Origin of the sequence: Pseudoalteromonas sp. T1lg48, assembly GCF_002964785.1 — a bacterium.
GTDB lineage: Bacteria > Pseudomonadota > Gammaproteobacteria > Enterobacterales > Alteromonadaceae > Pseudoalteromonas.
In genome coordinates, this window is the sequence record NZ_PQCC01000023.1 from 26,435 (window position 1) to 46,970 (window position 20,536).

16 protein-coding genes and 1 pseudogene are annotated in these 20,536 nt (G+C 51.3%); 4 read left to right on the forward strand and 13 right to left on the reverse strand.

Annotated elements, in window-relative coordinates; all coding sequences use genetic code 11:
- Nucleotides 1–87: 87 nt before the first annotated feature.
- The 6 genes and pseudogenes from C2M29_RS15815 to nagK all read right to left on the reverse strand — a co-directional run bounded on the left by C2M29_RS15815 (nucleotide 88) and on the right by nagK (nucleotide 6,613).
- Nucleotides 88–1,266 carry a cystathionine beta-lyase gene (locus C2M29_RS15815; RefSeq protein ID WP_105190709.1) on the reverse strand — a complete coding sequence of 393 codons (1,179 nt, stop codon included), beginning with the start codon at nucleotides 1,264–1,266 and terminating at the stop codon, nucleotides 88–90.
- Complete coding sequence (gene nudC, locus C2M29_RS15820; protein WP_105190710.1) at nucleotides 1,263–2,183, reverse strand: NAD(+) diphosphatase; 921 nt, start codon at nucleotides 2,181–2,183, stop codon at nucleotides 1,263–1,265. Before nudC ends, C2M29_RS15815 begins: the two co-directional genes overlap by 4 nt.
- 105 nt (nucleotides 2,184–2,288) lie before the next feature.
- Nucleotides 2,289–3,083 carry a glucosamine-6-phosphate deaminase gene (nagB, locus tag C2M29_RS15825; protein ID WP_105190836.1) on the reverse strand — a complete coding sequence of 265 codons (795 nt, stop codon included), beginning with the start codon at nucleotides 3,081–3,083 and terminating at the stop codon, nucleotides 2,289–2,291.
- Nucleotides 3,084–3,310: 227 nt separating this feature from the next.
- A complete protein-coding gene (nagX, locus tag C2M29_RS15830; RefSeq protein WP_105190711.1) occupies nucleotides 3,311–4,447 on the reverse strand; it encodes a transmembrane glucosamine N-acetyltransferase NagX in 1,137 nt (378 codons plus the stop codon).
- Between the two features lie 84 nt (nucleotides 4,448–4,531).
- Nucleotides 4,532–5,653: an N-acetylglucosamine-6-phosphate deacetylase gene (gene nagA / locus C2M29_RS15835; protein ID WP_105190712.1), complete on the reverse strand. Its 1,122-nt coding sequence runs from the start codon at nucleotides 5,651–5,653 to the stop codon at nucleotides 4,532–4,534.
- 64 nt (nucleotides 5,654–5,717) lie between these two features.
- A pseudogene (gene nagK, locus C2M29_RS15840) lies at nucleotides 5,718–6,613 on the reverse strand (N-acetylglucosamine kinase).
- Between the two features lie 348 nt (nucleotides 6,614–6,961).
- Here nagK and C2M29_RS15845 point away from each other — a divergent pair.
- A complete protein-coding gene (locus C2M29_RS15845) occupies nucleotides 6,962–7,585 on the forward strand; it encodes a hypothetical protein (RefSeq protein ID WP_105190713.1) in 624 nt (207 codons plus the stop codon).
- Nucleotides 7,578–8,339, forward strand: a complete 762-nt coding sequence (locus C2M29_RS15850) for a DUF3307 domain-containing protein (RefSeq protein ID WP_105190714.1) — start codon at nucleotides 7,578–7,580, stop codon at nucleotides 8,337–8,339. Before C2M29_RS15845 ends, C2M29_RS15850 begins: the two co-directional genes overlap by 8 nt.
- A 135-nt stretch (nucleotides 8,340–8,474) precedes the next feature.
- On the opposite strand, the gene C2M29_RS15855 is transcribed toward C2M29_RS15850, so the two are convergent.
- The 4 genes from C2M29_RS15855 to metE all read right to left on the reverse strand — a co-directional run bounded on the left by C2M29_RS15855 (nucleotide 8,475) and on the right by metE (nucleotide 13,849).
- Nucleotides 8,475–8,933 (reverse strand): hypothetical protein, encoded by a 459-nt coding sequence (locus tag C2M29_RS15855; RefSeq protein ID WP_158684748.1) that lies wholly within the window; start codon nucleotides 8,931–8,933, stop codon nucleotides 8,475–8,477.
- Nucleotides 8,934–9,341: 408 nt separating this feature from the next.
- Nucleotides 9,342–10,181 carry an isopenicillin N synthase family dioxygenase gene (locus tag C2M29_RS15860; protein ID WP_105190716.1) on the reverse strand — a complete coding sequence of 280 codons (840 nt, stop codon included), beginning with the start codon at nucleotides 10,179–10,181 and terminating at the stop codon, nucleotides 9,342–9,344.
- Nucleotides 10,182–10,411: 230 nt separating this feature from the next.
- Nucleotides 10,412–11,455: a dihydroorotase gene (pyrC, locus tag C2M29_RS15865; protein ID WP_105190717.1), complete on the reverse strand. Its 1,044-nt coding sequence runs from the start codon at nucleotides 11,453–11,455 to the stop codon at nucleotides 10,412–10,414.
- A 120-nt stretch (nucleotides 11,456–11,575) separates the two neighbouring features.
- Nucleotides 11,576–13,849 (reverse strand): 5-methyltetrahydropteroyltriglutamate--homocysteine S-methyltransferase, encoded by a 2,274-nt coding sequence (gene metE / locus C2M29_RS15870; RefSeq protein ID WP_105190718.1) that lies wholly within the window; start codon nucleotides 13,847–13,849, stop codon nucleotides 11,576–11,578.
- Nucleotides 13,850–14,150: 301 nt separating this feature from the next.
- Between metE and C2M29_RS15875 the strand changes: the two genes are divergently transcribed.
- Complete coding sequence (locus tag C2M29_RS15875; RefSeq protein WP_105190719.1) at nucleotides 14,151–15,041, forward strand: LysR substrate-binding domain-containing protein; 891 nt, start codon at nucleotides 14,151–14,153, stop codon at nucleotides 15,039–15,041.
- Nucleotides 15,042–15,298: 257 nt separating this feature from the next.
- Here C2M29_RS15875 and C2M29_RS15880 read toward each other — a convergent pair whose 3' ends face one another.
- Nucleotides 15,299–16,051: a Nif3-like dinuclear metal center hexameric protein gene (locus C2M29_RS15880; RefSeq protein ID WP_105190720.1), complete on the reverse strand. Its 753-nt coding sequence runs from the start codon at nucleotides 16,049–16,051 to the stop codon at nucleotides 15,299–15,301.
- 163 nt (nucleotides 16,052–16,214) lie between these two features.
- On the opposite strand from C2M29_RS15880, the gene C2M29_RS15885 reads away from it, so the two are divergent.
- Complete coding sequence (locus C2M29_RS15885; RefSeq protein ID WP_105190721.1) at nucleotides 16,215–16,604, forward strand: hypothetical protein; 390 nt, start codon at nucleotides 16,215–16,217, stop codon at nucleotides 16,602–16,604.
- 52 nt (nucleotides 16,605–16,656) lie between these two features.
- On the opposite strand, the gene prpF is transcribed toward C2M29_RS15885, so the two are convergent.
- A complete protein-coding gene (gene prpF / locus C2M29_RS15890; protein ID WP_105190722.1) occupies nucleotides 16,657–17,832 on the reverse strand; it encodes a 2-methylaconitate cis-trans isomerase PrpF in 1,176 nt (391 codons plus the stop codon).
- A gap of 58 nt (nucleotides 17,833–17,890) precedes the next feature.
- Nucleotides 17,891–20,482, reverse strand: coding sequence for a Fe/S-dependent 2-methylisocitrate dehydratase AcnD (acnD, locus tag C2M29_RS15895; RefSeq protein ID WP_105190723.1), 2,592 nt, complete (start codon nucleotides 20,480–20,482; stop codon nucleotides 17,891–17,893).
- Nucleotides 20,483–20,536: the final 54 nt, after the last annotated feature.

Below are 20,536 nucleotides of genomic sequence, written 5' to 3' on the forward strand. Positions count from 1 at the left end.
GTTGCTTACCACTATAAATGAAAAAAGCGCTCAAAAGTATGAGCGCTTGTAAAAAGATGTTTCAGTAAAGTCTACGGCTTATGGACACTAAGCCTGAGCACAAACCTTGGCGTACACATCCAGGCCCTGACTCAGGTCGTCAATCAAGTCATCAACATTCTCTAAACCAATATGCAGACGAATAATTGGCCCATGCGCCCAACCGGTGACGCTGCGCAGCGGTGCCATGGTCAGCCCCGTGGTGATCAGGCTCTCATAGCCACCCCAGGAAAAGCCCATTTTAAAGTGATGCAAGGCCTCAACCAGGGCATCCAGCGCCGCCTGATTGCCCTCTTTCATTACCACGGAGAACAACCCATTGCTGCCGTGAAAATCACGCTTAAAGTGCTCATGCCCAGGACAGCTTGGTAACGCCGGATGACGCACATGGTCAACCAGCGGGTGCGTGCTTAACCAGTTTGCTACCGTTAGCGCCGCCTGCTCATGCTGCGCCAAACGTACCGCCATGGTGCGCAGGCCACGCAGTGCCATATAAGCATCATCGGCGCTGCAGCACTGACCAAGCAGGTAGGATTGCTCACGCAAGGTTGGCCAGTAGCGTTCGTTGGCAACACTGACGCCCATCATTACATCGCTGTGGCCAACAATATATTTGGTGGCGGCCTGGATACTAATATCGACGCCGTGATCCAAAGGACGAAACTGCAGGCCATTGCCGTACGTGTTATCGAGCATGGTAATTAAGCCATGCTCCTTGGCAACCTTAACCAGGGCCGGCACATCCTGCACCTCCATGGTGATGGACCCGGGAGACTCCATAAACAGCACTCGGGTGTTTTCCTGAATTAGCTCGCTTATGCCTGCACCTATCATGGGATCGTAATAGGTGGTGCTTACGCCTAGTCCGCTCAGTACCTTATTGCAAAAGTCACGGGTTGGCTCGTAGGCGGTATCCATCATCAGGATATGATCCCCGGCCTTCACAAATGACAGCAGGGTATTGGCAATGGCCGCCGCGCCGCTTGGATACAAGGCACAGCCGGCGCCGCCTTCTAGCTCGGCAATGGCTTCTTGCAGGGCAAAATGGGTATTGGTGCCGCGACGACCGTAAAATAAGGCACGATTACCGCGATTTTTAGCCGCTTCTTTAAATTCGGCCACGCTGTCGAATACCACGGTGGATGCCCGCTGCAATACAGGGTTCACAACCCCCTGAGTGTACTTTTTACTGCGCCCGGCGGCGATCAGCTGCGTTTCTTTTTTCATTCCTGGTCCTCATTCTGTGCTATCCAAGAGTCGATCAAAAACCGTGAGATAGAGTCCTGACGGGGCAATTTGAAATGCTCGCCCTCGTCCCCCCAGTTACCAAAATCGCGCAGCTCCTGACGGGAAAACCATCTCGCCTCGCTGAGCTCGTCCTGGTCAACAAAGATATCTGTGCTTTTTGCTTTGGCCATATAGCCGAGCATTAAAGAGCTGGGAAAAGGCCACGGCTGAGAGGCGATATACCTGGGGTTTTCCACCTCCACCCCCGCCTCTTCCATCACCTCACGGGCCACGGCGGCTTCGAGCGTTTCACCCGGGTCTACAAACCCGGCCAAGGTAGAATAAACGCCTTGAGGCCAACTCGCCTGACGGCCCAATAAGCAACGCTCAATACCATCGCTAAAGGGATAATGAACCAACATGATCACCGCAGGGTCGGTTCTTGGGAAGGTTAAATGACGGCACTCTTTGTTGCTGCATTTACGCGCATGACCTGCCTCGGCGACAAAGTTTTGGGTGCCACAGCGACCACAAAACTTATGGGTTTTATGCCAGTGGCACAGGCCCCGAGCTAGCACTAAAATGGCCGCATCATGGGCATCGACTACGGGTCCATACTTGCGGATATCAACGAATTCATGGCCAGCGAACTGTGTTATCTCGGCCAGCGGTGCACTGACATCCAGTGCGAAGTAATGCTGCTGCTCGTGCTCGCCCAGATAGATGGCATTATCCACATCAAACTCTTTTACGGCTTGATAATCGACAAAAGCAGCGATGGGAGAGTCTGGAACAAACAAATTATGGTCGTTATTGATAAGCACATAACGTCCACCTTGGCGCTTGTTAATAAGCCAATTTGGGTCTTTGCGCTCACCGGAGTGACGGTCGAGGGGCAACTGGGAGTATTGCAACATCTAAATCTAAACACAGGCCAAATAAACGAATGCCCCTACACTAGCATATTTGCGCGCCCCCGACAGCGACAATAAAAGCTCATTTTAATCTAGCTAATGAAGAAGTTATCTTTTGCCCAGGCGAGCAAGCAGCTTTTGGTTTTCGGCTTCAATATGTTTGTAAAAGTCCACATCCGCCAACTTACTTGCCGCCGCTTCATCTATCACCAACACGGCATTTTGATGCATTTGCAGCGCCGATGCTGGGCAAGCGGCACTGAGCGGCCCTTCGACCGTAGCGGCAATGGCCGCAGCCTTACTCTCGCCAGTTGCCAGTAATACCACCTTTTTGGCATCCAATATGGTGCCTATGCCCATGGTGATGGATAAATGGGGCTGGTATTCGCCCTCGGCAAAGAAGCGCGCATTATCGGCAATGGTTGCTTTGGTCAGGGTTTTTACCCGAGTACGCGAGGTCAAGCCGGACGAGGGTTCATTAAAACCAATATGGCCGTTGCGACCTATGCCAAGTAGTTGCAAATCAATCCCACCAGCCTCGGCTATTTGCCGCTCGTACTGCTCGCAGGCCGCAATGGGATCGTCCGCATTGCCTGGCGGCACATGGGTGTTGTTAATATCGATATCAATATGATTAAACAGCTGCTGATTCATAAAGTAGCGGTAACTTTGCGGATGTTCACCGGGCAAGCCCAGGTATTCATCGAGGTTAAAACTCTGCGCCTGGGCAAAGGTTATGTCCCCTTGCTGATTTAGCTTGATGAGGTTTTGATACAAGGCAACGGGCGTTGAACCGGTCGCTAAACCCAATACCGAGGCAGGCTGTTTTTTTAACTGCGCCGCAAACAACTCACCGCCATAGTGAGCAACCGCCGTCGCGTCTTTTAGAATCACAATTTGCATGTCTAGCTCGTTGTTAAAGTTGAAAAAAATGGGATCTATGGTCAAACGCTCCGTGCAATTGGCCCCTGACCATAGATCGGCACCTTATAGGGATTCCATCAGGTCTCACCATTATGACAGCGTTATCATTTTTGCCTTTTTCATTTCCCCTTGTAAAGCCAAAGCGACGAAACAGGCATGGATTTTTGTTTTAGCTTTGTTCGCTGTTACCTACGCCGGATAAAGGCCTAAACACTGACAAAGATCTTGCGTCGATACATCCAGTGTAGCACCAGCAACTGTGCGCCCAGCAGCGCTATTACACCGACCAAGGGCTGCCAGGGCTCTGGCACCGCGCGTATCACGCCGCCAAACAGGCTTTTCGATACATGGCTCCAGCTCACCAGGCTTGAGGCCAGGTAAATAATGATGGAATTGGCGCCGATAATCACAAAGGGATAAGCCCACCGTTGAAGACCCAGGACATCAACCAAGGCGTAGAATACCGCCAGCAAGATGGCACTCCAGCCCACGGTCACCAGCACAAAAGAGCTGGTCCAAAGCTCTTTGTTAACAGGAAAAATTCCATCCCATAGCCAGCCCAAGATCAGGCTAACAAGCCCGCAGCCCAGCAATATAGCGGTAATTCGCCACTGCCCACGCTCTTGCGCTTGAGCAACCAGACGCCCGGCAAAGACTCCCAGCATGGCGTTGGCCACCGCGGGAATATTCGACAATAGTCCCTCAGGATCAACCGGCCTATTCTGATAACTAATACCCGGTAACAGGCGTTGGTCAACCCAGGCGTTCCAGCTGCCCGGCGCACTTAGATCACCGGCAACCCCACCGGGCACGGGAATAAAACAAAGCCAAAGCCAATAACCCACTAAGATGCCAACGACCACCATCACCTGAGTGCGCATAGAGGTGTGCCAGACCAGCATAACGGCAATAAACCAGGCAATGGCAATGCGTCCAAGCACGCTGGCATAGCGGATTTCATCCAGCGCCATGGGCATGCCGGTGCCCCAACCATGGTTATAGAGCACGCCAAAAGCACACAGCATGATGAGTCGTTTGAGAGCCTTTTGGTAATAAGGTCGTCGCTCTTTAAGGGGTAAATGATCGATACGTTTAGGGCTTAAGCCCATGGCCACGCCCGATAAGAATATAAAGAGCGGAAAAATCAGGTCATAAAAGGTGAAGCCATGCCAGGAAGAGTGCAGCGTGTGCGCCTCGAATGCCTTCCAGCCTTGCCAACCCGTTAACACCAAAAGTGCGGCGAAAATGCCCTGACCACCTAAGATCCAAAACATATCAAAGCCGCGCAAGGCATCCAAAGAGGCCAGGCGTTGCTTCTTTTTAACCGTGTCAGTTGTCGCCATATCTTCTCACTACTTGTCAGGGGCAATTAAATACTCGGTAAAAAGCCCCCGCGCTACCGCATGCGGGGTCTTAGGGAGGAAATGTTAAACTAATTGGCCGCCCAGGTAGGTCGCCTGTGCCTGCAGTTGCGCGTCAAGCACCACAAAATCGGCATCATAATCTTGCAGCAGACGCCCCTTGGACTGATGCAAACCCAGGTATTGTGCCGGATAGAGGGAGGCCATTCGCAGCGCTTCGCCCAGGCTGATATCCAGGGTATGGACCGTATTGCGCACCGCACTGGCCATATCGAGCACACTGCCCGCCAGCTCACCTGTGCTGGAATTCAAACGATCGCCGGTGCGGTACACCTTGCGACCATCAAAGAAATCAAACTCGGTGGCGTCGGTACCGACCGGCGGCATGGCATCGGTCACCAGCATGATTTTGCCGCGTTGCTTGGTCCGAATAGCCAACTTGGCCGAGTCCGGGTGAAGATGATGACCATCCACGATTAGCCCGCACCAGCTGTTGTCATGCCACAAAGCCGCGCCCACCACGCCCGGCTCACGGGAGGTAAAGGGAGACATGGCATTAAATAAATGAGTGAAGCCATCGGCGCCGGCATCAAGAGCCGCCATGGTGGTAGCGTAATCCGCATTGGTATGACCCAGAGAGACCTTAACATTCATGGCAACCAGGCGTTTGATGTCGGCGGTACTGACATTCTCCGGCGCCAGGGTCAGCATTTTCAGGCCCAGATCGTCGCGCTCATAAATGGCCATTTCTGCGGTGCTGATCGGACGAATAAATTGTTCACTGTGGGTGCCTTTTTTGGGCAGGCTTAAATGTGGGCCTTCAAAATGCACGCCGGCAATGCCCGGCACCTGAGCGCTGATAGCCTGAGCAACGGCATCGGCCGCCGCCCCCATCACCTTAATATCATCGGTGATCAGCGTCGGCATCATGGCCGTGGTGCCATATTGACCGTGGGCCTGTACCATTTGCTGTAGACAGGCTAGGTTGGGCTCGGCATTAAAAAACGCCCCGCCCCCGCCGTTGACCTGAACATCGATAAAACCGGGCGCAACCAAGCCCTCAAGCCGGACAGCCTGCTCTTGCGGCTGCGTTAAAAAATGTAATTTCCCCGCACGCACCTGAAAGTAGACGTTAGTCAAAAAGCGTTCACCATCAAATAAACGCTGGGCATGGTAGCTTGTGTTCATGGTATTTATACCCTTAGGCTTTGTGGTAACCAGTTACTCTTATTTGTAAGTGACTCGTTCCAGGTTATTCTTGTGCTAATGATTGCTGCGCAAAATAGACAGCCCCTAGTTCCGGAGGCTGTTTTGGCGGTGCGACGCGCGCGGCAATGTCCGCATCCAGCCACGGCTGTAAGGGCTCTGCCAAACCGCCTATCATGGATAAACGCGGCGGCTCAAACGCCAACAAGCGCTTGGCCATCATGCTGATATAACGGGCTCCATCTTTAACTATCGCACTCGCCAGAGCATCGCCCTGTTGCGCCGCATCGAGGACCATACGTGCCAATTTAGCATAACTACTCGAGGGTTGGCCTGCCATTTGTTCGGCAATCGCCATCGCCGACTGCGTATTAAAGTGTAAGGTAAACATAGCCGTAAGTTGGGTATGTGGCCCCAGGCCATCGAGGTCGAGCAAAACCGCCTTAAGGGCTTCAAGCCCCAGCCAGGCACCACTGCCCTTATCGCCCTGGGCAAACCCATGGCCTCCATAGCTTTTGCTCTTGCCCTGGACGGTGACAAAGCCGCATGAACCGGTGCCGGTAATGATCACCGCCCCATCCTGCCCTTCATGGGCGCCAATACAGGCGGTGTGTAAATCCGTGGTCAGGTACATTTTTTTAAAGGGATGCTGCCATCACTGATTTGCTCATACAGACTTGGCAAGTTGACCCCGGCCAGGCCTAAACCGGCCACCAGCTCATGAACACGGTGCAAGCTCATACCGGCATCGCGCAGCGCCTGCTGAGTCGACACCATGATCGACTCCAGGGTCCGCTCCAATCCATGTAAGGGATTGGCAGGCCCACCCAACCCCGTGCCCAAGACTCCTTGAGTGGGGCTATAGATGGTCGCCCGGCATTTGGTTCCCCCACCGTCAATACCGATAAATAGCTGCTCCTGCGTTGTCGCGTCTACCCTCATTACCAGACCTCTATTCCTTACTTAACCGGGATAAAGTATCGCTGACGCCACTTTGCCGGTAACCACCTACTGAATCATGTTGAAATTATGTTACCCAATTAATGACAGCGTTGTCATTAACTTTTTTGAAATTTCCCAACAAAATTCCCCTTAGGGGTATAACTATCTGATATCTTTGTTATTAGCTAATTATAAGCGCCTGGCAAAAAGCACCTAAAATACAGACGTCCCTGGCAAAAATAAGGCAAAGCTTGTACTTTCAAGGTTAAGTAACTATATTCAGTTACAAAATTAAATGTAACCATTTTAAGTTACTTTTAATCAAGTAACCAAACTGTATGGAAACCTATGTCCACAACGCACTACACAGTACTAAGCGGCGATATTGTCGGCTCCAGCAAGCAGGCGGGGCCAGAATATGACGGCCTGCTTTATACCCTGGAGCAAGGCTTGCGGGCCCTGTGCGAGCGCTTCGATGGGCACTTCAATATTTACCGTGGCGATGCGTTTCAATGTATTCTCGCTAAGGCCACGGTCCCTTTGCAGGCAACCTTGATGTTACGCCTCTATTTGCGCAGCCAGAATCTAGATGCCCGCATTAGCGAGGCGCGGGGGCCGATTGATAACTACCGCCAGGATGTAAAAACCGCCACCGGGGCCGCTCTGCTGCTCTCCGGCAAGGGGCTGGATACGATTAAAAACAAGCGCCTGAGCCTGAGCCTCTATGAGGAGCCCCTGAGCGCCAGCTTTGCCTTAAACATCCGCTTCGTTGACCACCTGGTTAGCCACACCAGCCAAAAGCAGGCCCAGGCCCTGTACTGGTATCACTGGCTGGAACACCAAGATCATGCCGCCATCGCTGCTCAAATGGGCAGCTCACGGGCCAATGTCACTAAATTACTCAATGCCGGGCAATATCATTTGCTCGATGAATTTCTCGCGGTCGCCGCCAAGGAGCACACGCATGAATGAACAAATTGCGCTGCTGTTAGCGCTGTTGTTGGCCCATGTAATCGCCGATTTCTATTTGCAGCCCTTAAGCTGGGTGATGCAGCGCAATGAACGCCATTTTAAATCCCCTAAGTTAGCGCTACATATGTTGGTGCACGGCGCGCTGAGCGGCGCCTTATTGTGGGTGTGGGAGTGTTATTATGGCCTGGGTGAATGGCTCCCCGTCCTGGCGGCCACGGCAATTATCATGGCGAGTCACTGGTTGATTGATGTCGCAAAATCCTACAGCAAGCATGGTTTTGTTCCCTTTATTATCGATCAAGGGGCGCATATTCTGATTCTGGTGGCGCTCAGCTGTTATCTAACGGACACCGAACTCCTCGGCCAATGGTTTAGCACTCAGCTAGTGCACAGCAACACCTATGTGCTCCTACTCGCCTATTTATTGGTGCTTAATCCCAGCTCCGTGGCCATTCGTATGCTGCTTGAGCGCTGGCACCTGCCTGCCAGCATCGCCGGTGATAAGACAACAACGCTGCCACAGGCAGGGCACAGCATCGGCCTGTTGGAGCGGCTGCTTATGCTGACCTTTATCATTATCGACGAGTTGGCCGGCGTGGGATTTGTGCTTGCTGCCAAGTCGGTCTTTCGCTTTGGCGATTTAACCAATGCCAAGGATAAGCAGCTCACCGAATACGTGATGTTAGGGACTCTACTCAGCGTGGTGATCACCCTGGGTATCGGCCTCACGGCCCGCGCCTTGCTGGTAGCCTAAAAATCTAATAGGAGCTGTAAATCTTCCCTAAACTAAGGGCATGCTATAGCCTATATGTTAGGCGTTCCCAAAAAATAAACACCTTCTCTCGTCAGAATATTTGTGCCTCATGTCTACAACGAAATGAACCTAGGCCTAACGCGATTGCTTTTTATCATTCCAGTTGTAATAAATGTCCAACTTGGAACCTTTTAAAACTAATGAGTGTACGGGAACGTCATTAACCAAGTTGGAATGAATGGCTTTACCTGCATTAACCCATTCCTCTGGCGTTGTCACTTCGATAGTGGTTTTAGCTCTTGCAAAACAATAATCCATCATCTTAATTGCCTCATTTTGCAATTCCACATGCATCATGTTATTGCTGCGCAACTCCATGAAGCCTGATATTTGCGGAAAAGCATCAAGCATCACAGTGAAAGGTTTATATGACATTTCGTACGAACTAGCGCTTACAGGTAGTTGAGTAACGTAGTCGTGACATTGATTATTCACTGGAAATGTAACGATTGCGTTAAAGCTATTTTTTGGCTCGGATTCTGCACAGCCTGAAATAATTGCTGATAAGCAAAGTGTGTAAATAATCTTCCTCATCCTAATTTTCTCCTACATTCACTTATATAGATTTCTTACCCACACCCCTTTGCATGTTTTGTAAGTACAAATAGGATTTAGGTTGAGTTCCTCTAGGGAGGTCAGCCACACCAACAAACCCTTTAAAGTCAACGCTGCGAATGGTTGCTGACCTGATGATATCTTCCCTTCGGGATATAATTTCACGTCTAAGAAATCTTGTTTCATCGCTGTCGATGACACTCATCCTAATACGTCAATTGCTTTTCCAACAAGTCGACGAGATCAGTGTGACACACCCGTATCAAATTAGAAACAGACGGTAAACCTCCTGCTCCTTAATGCGCTCTGCTGATAAGCTAAGCATTCAAGTTCAAAAAAAAAAAAGCCCGTTTTTAACGGGCTTTTTTTATGGTTGTTCTATGGGCGTTATTTTACGCCTAGTTCGCGCAAACGCTCCTGCAAATAGCTGTCGGCGGTGTAACGCTCAGACAGCACCACATCTGGGCGTGGGTGCAAAAACAGGGGTAACGAGATACGCGACTTGGTCGAGGCCTTACCGCTTGGGTTGATCACCCTGTGAATAGTCGATGGGAAATAACCACCGGATGCTTCTTGCAGCATATCGCCGATATTGATGATCAGGTTACCGAAATCGCTGGGAACATCCAACCAGCCGCCCTCTTTGGTTTGCACCTGCAAACCGGGCTCGTTTGCCGCCGGCAGAACTGTTAGCAGGTTGATATCGCCATGGGCGGCGGCACGAATAGCGCCCGGCTCTTCATCACCCGTCATCGGCGGATAGTGCAAAATGCGTAGCAGAGTTTGCTCCGAGTCTTTGATCATGTCTTTTAGGTCAATAGAAAACTTCGCCTGTACATCCGCTGGCGCATGCTCTTGCACCCAGCTTAGCAATTCGCTGGCAAACTCATTGGCCAAACGATAATACTCGCGAATTTTCGCTTCTAGTTGCTCCGGCACACGACCCTTAGGATAGACATGGTAATACTCTTTAATGTCTTTGACCTTAAAGCCCTTGGCCACTTCACTGACCTCAGGGGGGAAATAACCGTCCTGAGTTTGTTTATCAAAAAGAAACTCATGCTTTTGCTCTGAGTTAAAAAAAGCCTGCCAATCTTGATAAATTGACTCCACCAGCGATTGCGGGATCGGGTGATTGGTTAACACCCCAAAACCGGTATTGCGAAGCGATTCGACAAATTCGGCTGGCGCGTTCGGCGATTGATAGTCCACTGTCGGTAAGTGCATGGTTATTTCACCTGTTTGTTATAGCGCGAGAAGCACTGACTGTGCTTAATTTTAGCGCCAGAGCTTAGTCAAAGCCACTCTATATCATAAGGACAATTGTCCGCCCCCACCTGCGCTCTGCGACTTGCTTGACGCAGATCAACTGTCAGTCGCTCACTTGGGCGTTCAGGCCTTTCGGGCATTAAAAAACCCGATAAATCATCGGGCTTTTTTTGGATTAGGGTAAGGAGTTAGTCCTTAACCTGCCAGTTCAGCATTTCACCGGCACATATAGGTATCACCTTATCTTCACCAAGCGGGTAGCTTTGTGGCACTTGCCAAGGCTCACGTACCAGGGTCACGGTGTCGGTATTACGGGCCATGCCATAGAAATCCGGGCCAAAGTGGCTGGCAAAGGCTTCAAGCTTATCCAGGGCACCGGCCTGTTCAAAGGCCTCGGCGTAAAGCTCTAATGACGCATGGGCCGTGTATGCACCGGCACAACCACAGGCCGCTTCTTTTTTATCTTTAAGGTGTGGCGCCGAGTCGGTGCCTAAGAAGAACTTGCTGTTACCACTGGTTGCCGCCGCGATCAGGGCTTCCTGATGGGTGTTGCGTTTTAGGATAGGCAAACAGTAATAATGCGGACGAATGCCACCGGCAAGCATATGGTTGCGGTTGTAAAGCAGGTGATGCGCGGTAATGGTCGCCGCTACATTGGCCGACGCCGAGCTCACAAAGTCAACGGCATCCTTGGTGGTGATGTGCTCTAATACCACTTTTAGTTCGGGGAAATCCTTCACCACTTTCTTCAATTTAGTGTCGATAAAGACCTTTTCGCGGTCGAAAATATCGATGCTGGAGTCGGTCACCTCCCCGTGAACCAACAGCAACATACCCACTTCCTGCATGGCTTCAAGCACAGGGTAGATGTTTTCGATGTCGGTCACACCCGAGTCCGAATTGGTGGTCGCACCGGCTGGATACAGCTTAGCCGCAACGATTTTGCCCGTCGCCTTGGCCTTGCGAATTTCATCAGCCGTGGTGTTATCCGTTAGGTATAGCACCATGAGGGGTTCAAAATGCGCCTGTGGCCCCGCAGCCATAATGCGATCACGATAAGCTAGCGCCGTATCGGTACAGGTCGCCGGTGGTACCAGGTTAGGCATAATAATGGCGCGGCCCATATAGCGGCTGGCGTCTCTTACCGTGTCTTTTAGTTGCTCGCCATCACGAAGGTGAATGTGCCAATCATCAGGACGAGTAAGGGTAATACGTTGCGGGGTATGTGTCATTGCGCTTATCCACTAGAAATTTTGTGTGATCTTAGGGGGGAAGGCAGTGAAAGTAAAGGGTGACAGAGGGTTTAAAAAGAGCGGACATGATAAACGTCCGCTCTTGTGTGGCTCTTTTTACTAAGCACTTAATTCCTGGCGCAGTTCCTTGGTCGCACTGACCATGTTTTGCAAGGCCTCACGGGTTTCCGGCCAGGCTCGCGTTTTCAGTCCACAGTCCGGGTTCACCCACAGACGCTCAACCGGTACTTTCGCCGCCGCCTTGTGGATCAACTCCTTGATCCACGTGACCTCGGGTACATTCGGGGTGTGGATATCATACACGCCAGGGCCAATATCATTGGGGTAATCAAAATGCTCAAAGGCATCGAGCAATTCCATGTTAGAGCGCGATGTTTCTATGGTGATCACATCCGCATCCATGGCGGCGATAGCGCCAATAATATCGTTAAACTCGCTGTAACACATATGGGTATGAATTTGCGTGCTGTCATCTACACCACTGGCCGACACACGGAACGCATAGGCCGCCCAATCGAGGTAGCTCTGCCATTGGCTGGCTTTAAGTGGCATACCCTCGCGAAACGCCGGCTCATCTATTTGAATCACCTTAATGCCCGCATCCTGCAGATCCACCACCTCGTCGCGCAGCGCCAGAGCGATTTGCTTGGCAATGGTCGGCTTATCCAGATCATCGCGCACAAAGGACCAGAACAAAATGGTCACAGGACCCGTGAGCATGCCCTTCATATGCTTGTCGGTGAGCGACTGGGCATACTGGGTCCATTGCAAGGTCATGGGGGCAGCACGAGACACATCGCCCCAGATCAAAGGCGGCTTCACACAACGGGTACCATAGCTTTGCACCCAGCCAAACTGGCTGAAGGCAAAACCATCGAGCAATTCACCGAAATACTCGACCATGTCGTTACGCTCCGCCTCACCATGCACCAATACATCGATATCCAATGCTTCTTGCTCGCGCACCGCATATTGAATTTGCTCCTGCATCTGCTGCTCATAGGCGTGGGCACTGAGCTCCCCAGCCTTAAAATCGCGACGGGCCTTGCGAATGTCCGATGTCTGCGGGAAGGAGCCTATGGTGGTGGTTGGCAACAGCGGCAGTTTTAAGGCCGCTTTTTGCGCCTCGGCACGCACCGCAAACTCACTGCGACGTTGGCCGTGCTCGGCACTTAAGTTTGCCACTCGCTGCTGTACCAAGGTGTTGTTGACGCGGCTTGAGGAGCGACGGTTTTTAACCGGCGCACTGTAGGCATCAATATCCTGAGTGTTGTTGCGCTCCAAGGCGACTTTCAGCAAATTAAGCTCTTCGCCTTTTTGCTTGGCAAAGGCCAGCCAGCTTTTCAATTCGCCATCGAGCAGTTGCTCTTGCTCCAAATCCACCGGGGTATGTAATAAAGAGCAAGAAGGCGCCAGCCACAGCGAATCGCCACGACGATCAGCAACCTCTTTCACTCGCTCATAGATGGCACTGAGATCGGCACGCCAGATATTACGGCCGTTGATCACCCCAAGAGACAACACCCGCTGCTCGCCAAGCGCCGCGTCCAGCGCTTCGATATTTTGTGGTGTGGCCACCAGGTCGAAATGGGCGCCATCAATGGCATACTCGCTGATGTCTTCCAGGTAACTGCTCACCTCATCAAAATAAGTGGCCAGCAGCAGTTTCACGCCCTGGTTTGCCAGTGCCGCAAAACTTTGAGTCAAGGCACTGCGGTAGTTCGCATCCAGCTCCAGGGCCAAAATTGGCTCATCGATTTGCACCCACTCCACCCCTTGTGTCGCCAACTTGGCTAGCACCTGTTGATACACAGGCAATAGACGCTCTAACAAGGTCAGCTTGTCGAACTCGTCCCCGGCACATTTAGCCAGGTACAAATAGGTCACCGGGCCAACCAGCACGGGCTTGACCTTATGCCCTAAATTTTGCGCTTCTTCTACTTGCTCAAAAAGTTCGTTAAAGCTCAGGGCAAACTGCTGCTCGGCACTTAGCTCAGGCACAATATAGTGGTAGTTGGTATTAAACCATTTGGTCATCTCACTGGCGGCGCAGGCGCAGCCCGTTGGTGCACGACCACGGCCGATACGGAACAAGGTATCCAAGGCATTGCTATCACTGCTTTGGTGGCGCGCTGGAATGGCCCCCACCAGCATGGAGGTAGATAACACCTGATCATACCAGGCAAAATCGCCTACCGGCAAAAGCTTGATGCCCGCCTCGCTTTGCATTGCCCAGTTGTCTTGGCGAATTTGCGCGCCACGCCGACGTAATTCTTCCTGATTTATGGTACCAGCCCAATAGGCCTCGATAGCAAATTTTAGTTCACGACGTTTGCCGATACGGGGAAAACCTAAGTTATGTATAAGTGCCATGATGTAAATATCCGTTTAGCTGTTTAGATGGCTAAACATTACTCCTCGGATCCAGGGGATACAAACGAAGCTTATTCACATTATTAGTGAATTAAATTCATCTCAATGCGTTAACTCATCGATGACCAAATATCAAAAAAGATAAAATAGACATTTTTTACAATGAATTTTATCTTTTAATAGCCAAGCACGTATAAAAGTGATAATTTTTTAGCCATCTAGACTTTTATACATTTATAGAAAGCGGTTTGGTCGCAATAATCATGAGATTAACGATTGGCTTTTATGAGATTTACTAAAGATGATTGAAATTAAACACCTAAAAACCATAGCCACCTTGAAAGAAACCGGCTCTTTAGTGAATACCGCACGTGAATTGTTCTTAACTCAGTCTGCCTTATCTCATCAAATCAAAGACTTAGAAAACAAACTGGATTGCCAACTGTTTGAGCGTAAAACCCACCCGGTGCGCTTTACGCCTCAGGGCATGCTGCTGCTGGAGCTCGCACAAGATATCCTACCTAAGGTTGAAGCCACCAAGTGCCGTCTCAAAGAGAGTTTAAATCAGCCCATTTCGCAATTACGCCTGAGTGTGGAATGCCACGCCTGTTTTCACTGGTTGCTGCCGACCATTAAAGAATTCAATAATTTCTGGCCCGATATCCATGTGGATTATGAGCGCGGCTTTAGCTATGACGCCATTCCCGAGTTGCTTGATGGGGATTTAGATCTGGTCCTCACCTCGGACATTCGTGAGCCGGATCGTCTGGAGTTCGCCCACCTGTTCGATTTTAAACTCAAGCTGATCGTGGCACCGGACCACCCCTTGGCCAATAAGGCCTATGTGACCGCCTTGGATTTAAAAGACGAGACCATCATCTCCTACCCTATCCCGCGAGAACGTCAGGATATATTCAAACACTTCATTCAAAATGCCCGTTTTGACGGCACCTTAAAAACCGTTGATCAGGGCTTGTTGATTTTCCAATTGGTCAGTGCAGGCATGGGTGTGGCCGCCCTGCCGGATTGGTTGGTGACACCCTATGAAGCCCAGGGCTTGATCAAGTCAATTCCTTTAGGCGCCCTGGGATTGAACCGCCCCATGTATTTGGCGATGAAAAAAGAAATGAAGGATAACCCGGTTTATCGTCACTTCCTCAATACCTGTAAGCAAAATAACAGCCGCAAATAAGCCAGTGCAACAACAGTAAAAAAGGAGCCTCTGGCTCCTTTTAATACCAATTCTGTTAAGTATGTGATCAGATATAGCGCTGGATAAATGATGTGATAACAAGGCGGAATTTTTCTTATGTAGTTATTCTCGGCTTTGGCTCCTGCGCCGCTCTACCGCCTACATCCGTGTAGGCGTACATAGAAAAATTTCAACACAGTTAGCACGATATTTAGCCCGCTAGGGTGATTAGCTATTTAAGTGAATTGGTATAATCTTTATACCGGGTTGTCGATGTCGATAAAGGTTACATCCAGGCCGAATTCATCCGCTAAAAATTCCCCCAGCGCCTTAGCACCATAGCGCTCGGTGGCGTGGTGGCCGGCGGCAAAGAAATCGATGCCCTGCTCGGTAGAGCTATGTATGGTTTGCTCCGATGCCTCACCGGTCAGATAGGCGTCCAAACCTTGCGCCGCCGCCAGGTCGATGTACCCTTGACCACCGCCGGTACACAAGCCGATGGTTTCAATCACATCTGAGCGCACCACTGAGCTGAGCGGCGTGCGCCCAAGCACGGTTTCAATACGCTTGGCAAATTCATCGCCGCGGACCGGCTTTGTGAGCTTGCCCCATACCGGCACGCTGGCCGCTCCGGGCTCCATGCCGCCCTGGATCTCGATGCCCAGTAACTTAGCGAGCTGAGCGTTGTTGCCTAACTCCGGATGCACATCCAAAGGTAAGTGGTAAGCGAACAGGTTAATATCCGCCGCCAACAGCGCTTTTATGCGGCGCTTTTTCATGCCGCTGATGGTTTGTGACTCGCCCTTCCAAAAGTATCCATGGTGCACCAAAAGTGCATCTGCTTGCAGTTCCACCGCCTTATCAACCAGGGCCTGACTGGCTGTTACCCCGGTGACGATTTTTTTGATCTGCTCGGTGCCTTCCACCTGCAAGCCATTAGGACAAAAGTCTTTGATTTGCTCCGGCGCCAGCTTGGCATTCAAAATAGCGAGTAGCTCATTGCGTTTCATAATCACCTCATGCACCTAATTTAGGCCTAAATTTTCCCGTCATTGGGAGAAAAAATAAAGGAAATTAGCAATTTCGCCACAAAAAATTGAAAATCTTGGGACAAATGGGTATAAATATAAACTTGTAATAAAATTAACCTGCGTTAACGACTAGGATCTTTTGATGAGTAAACTAGACAAAACAGAAGTGTTAGCTGCTTTTGAAGCTGCTTATGAAGCGGCGAATGGCAAAAAGCCAGAAATCACCACCAAGCCTGGCTGGTACAGCATTGATGGCGGCAAAAACATGCGCCTTGCTGACGTAGCTGCTCTCACTGAAGAACTTACTTCTGGTAAAACTGAAACAGTCGCTAAAGCAGAAGAAAAGGCACCTGCCAAAGCAAGCAAAAAAACAACAACCAAAAAAGCAGCTCCTGCGGCAAAACCTACCGAAAAGAAAGCTGCCTTCACCGTAGTAAGTGAAAACAAAGACGGTTTCACTGCTGAAGAATTTTGGATTAAAGAGCTTGCAGAGAAAGACCACGACTGTCGCCTACCGCGCGGTGTTGTGTAATTCACCTTCTGCTTTAATAAAAAAAGCCGCTTTATAGCGGCTTTTTTTATGTCTACTCGTCTAGTTGCGGCTCTGGCACCCGCACCCAGCCTTCCATTAAACGGCGGGCACTGCGGCTCATGCTGACGCTATGCACTTCAACCTGCCCCGCATTCATATTCACCGAGGCCCCCACTTGCAATGTGCCCGAAGGATGGCCAAAGGTCAGTGACTGACGTGCCACACCTCCGGCGGCAAGATTCACCAAGGTACCCTCGATAGCCGCAGCGGTGGCGATGGCAACGGCGGCCGTGCCCATCATGGCATGGTGCAGCTTACCCATAGACAAGGCACGAATTTGCACGTCTATGTCCGCTTTATCAATGGCCTTGCCACTGGATGCCACATAATTGCTCGCCGGCGCTACCATAGCAATTTTAGGTGTATGCTGGCGGGTTTTCGCTTCTTCAATATCACCGATCAAGCCCATTTGCACAGCGCCATAAGCACGAATTCGTTCAAAGCGCGCAAGCGCCTGCTCATCATTATTGATATCGTCCTGCAACTCGGCCCCGGTGTAACCCAGTTCACTGGCATTCACGAAAATCGTGGGGATACCGGCATTGATAAAGGTCGCTTGTAGCTCGCCCTCGCCCGGCACGACTAGAGTATCAACCAGATTACCCGTTGGCAGGACCGCACCATCACCGACAGGCGATAAAAAGTCGACTTTGACCTCAGCGGCCGGAAAGGTCACGCCATCGAGTTCAAAGTCACCAAGCTCTTGCACCAAACCGTCACGCATGGGTACGTGGGCGATGATGGTTTTATGAATATTGGCCTGCCAGATCCGCACTTCGGTGATACCGTTTTCGCAAATGCGTGATGCATCCACCAAGCCGTTATTAATGGCAAAGGCACCCACCGCAGCGGTTAGGTTGCCACAGTTGCCGCTCCAATCAATAAAGGGCTTGTCGATGGCGACCTGGCCAAACAGGTAGTCAACGTCATGATCCGCTTTATCGCTTTTAGATAAGATCACCGTTTTACTGGTACTGGATGTCGCCCCACCCATGCCATCGGTATGTTTGCCGTAGGGATCCGGGCTGCCGATGACCCGCAAAAGCAAGGCATCGCGATAGGCGCCCGGCTGCTGCGCTTGTGCTGGCAAATCTTGCAGCGCAAAGAACACCCCTTTACTGGTGCCACCGCGCATATAGGTTGCCGGTATTTTTAGCTGTTGTGTCATTATTAACCTCAAAAAAAAGGTGAGATCCCATCACTAATGGGAGCCCACCTTTTGCAATTTATACTGAGCCTTCAAGGAAGTCCTGCGCAAAGCGCTGTAATACACCGCCTGCACTGTAGATAGACAATTCCTCTTGGGTATCAAGGCGACATTTAGTGGTAATGGTCAGCTGCTCACCATTGGCTCGGGTGATCTGCACTTGCATGTCGGCACCCGGTGCTGGCTCGCCTAACACCGTATAGGTTTCGCTGCCATCGAGGTTGAAGGTCTTGCGGTTTTCACCCGCTTTAAACTCCAGAGGTAACACACCCATACCAATCAGGTTGGTACGGTGAATACGCTCGAAACCTTCGGCGATGATCACTTCCACACCCGCTAAGCGAACGCCTTTGGCTGCCCAGTCACGGCTTGAGCCCTGACCATAGTCGGCACCGGCAACGATACATAACGGCTGCTTACGCTCCATATAGGTCTCAATCGCTTCCCACATGCGGGTAACCTGGCCTTCTGGCTCAATACGCGCCAGTGAACCTTGCTTCACCTCACCGTTTTCATCGCGTACCATTTCGTTAAACAGCTTAGGGTTTGCGAAGGTTGCACGTTGCGCCGTTAGGTGGTCACCACGGTGCGTGGCGTACGAGTTAAAGTCTTCTTCAGGCAGACCCATTTTCGCCAGGTATTCACCCGCCGCACTGCTGGCCAGAATCGCATTCGACGGCGACAGGTGGTCGGTGGTGATGTTGTCACCTAGCACCGCCAGTGGGCGCATGTCTTTCATGGTGCGCGGTGCCGCCAGTGCCCCTTCCCAATAAGGTGGACGACGAATATAGGTACTCATTTCGCGCCAGTCATACAGTGGATTGTTCTTTTCACCGTAATCCACGTCTAAATCGAACATGGGTTCGTACACCTGACGGAAGTGCTCTGGCTTCACGCTCTTGGCAATAACCGCATCGATTTCTTCGTCGCTTGGCCATAGATCCTTCAGGGTAATAGGCTGACCTTGCTTATCATAGCCTAAGGCATCCTTCTCGATATCAAAACGTATGGTACCGGCAATGGCATACGCCACCACCAATGGCGGTGAGGCCAGGAAGGCTTGTTTCGCATAGGGGTGGATACGGCCGTCAAAGTTACGGTTACCAGAGAGTACCGCAGTCGCATACAGGTCGCGATCGATCACCTCTTGCTGAATTTTCGGATCCAGGGCGCCGCTCATGCCGTTACACGAAGTACAGGCAAAACCCACCACGCCAAAGCCCAGGGCTTCCAGTTCAGGCAGCAGATTCGCTTCTTCTAAATAGAGTTTCACCGCTTTTGAACCCGGTGCCAGTGAGGTTTTCACCCAGGGCTTGCGCACCAAGCCAAACTTATTGGCATTACGGGCTAATAAACCTGCGGCAATCACGTTACGCGGGTTAGAGGTGTTGGTACAACTGGTAATAGCCGCGATAATAACCGCGCCATCCGGCATCAGGCCTTCTTCTTGCTCAACATGCTTGGCGATACCGCGGGCTTGCAAGTCCGCCGTCGCCAAACGAGCATGCGGATTTGATGGACCGGCCAGGTTACGACCCACAGATGACAGATCAAAACGCAATACGCGCTCGTATTTCGCACCCGTCATGGCATCGGCCCACAGGCCCGTTTCTTTGGCGTACTGTTCAACCAGCTTAACCTGCTCGTCTTCACGACCGGTCAGTTTCAAATAGTCGATAGTTTGCTCATCGATATAGAACATGGCCGCCGTGGCACCGTATTCCGGTGTCATATTCGAGATGGTGGCGCGGTCGCCCAGGGTCAGATGCGAGGCACCCTCACCAAAGAACTCAAGATAGCTGGAAACCACACGCTCTTTACGCAGGAATTCGGTTAACGCCAGTACGATATCGGTGGCGGTAATGCCCGGCTGCGGCTTACCCGTCAACTCAACACCGATAATATCCGGCAAGCGCATGTAAGAGGCACGACCCAGCATCACGCTTTCGGCTTCAAGACCACCCACACCCACGGCGATTACGCCCAGCGCATCAACATGCGGGGTATGACTGTCGGTACCTACCAGGGTATCCGGGAAGGCCACGCCATCACGTACCTGGATCACCGGCGACATCTTCTCCAGGTTGATCTGGTGCATGATGCCGTTACCCGGCGGGATCACATCAACGTTTTTAAACGCTGTTTTGGTCCAGTTAATAAAGTGGAATCTGTCTTCGTTACGACGGTCTTCAATGGCACGGTTCTTCTCGAACGCGTCTGGGTCAAAGCCCGGCGCTTCGACCGCCAACGAGTGGTCAACGATCAATTGGGTCGGTACCACGGGGTTTACCTTGGCCGGATCGCCGCCTTTGGCAGCAATGGCATCACGCAGACCGGCAAGATCCACCAGCGCCGTTTGACCAAGAATATCGTGACAAACTACGCGCGCTGGAAACCAAGGGAAATCATGCTCGCGCTTACGATAAATAAGTTGCTCAAGGCTTTGCGTTAAATCTTTTGGGTTACAACGGCGAACCAGATTCTCGGCAAGCACTTTTGAGGTATAAGGTAAGCCATCGTAGGCACCCGGCTCGATTGCATCAACCGCTGCTCGGGTATCGTAATAAACCAGCTCTGAGCCCGGCAGCGTCTTACGGTATTGGGTATTCATAATCATCTCTACATTGCGAATGGATGTGGTGCGCCAACGAATGTGCCGCACCGA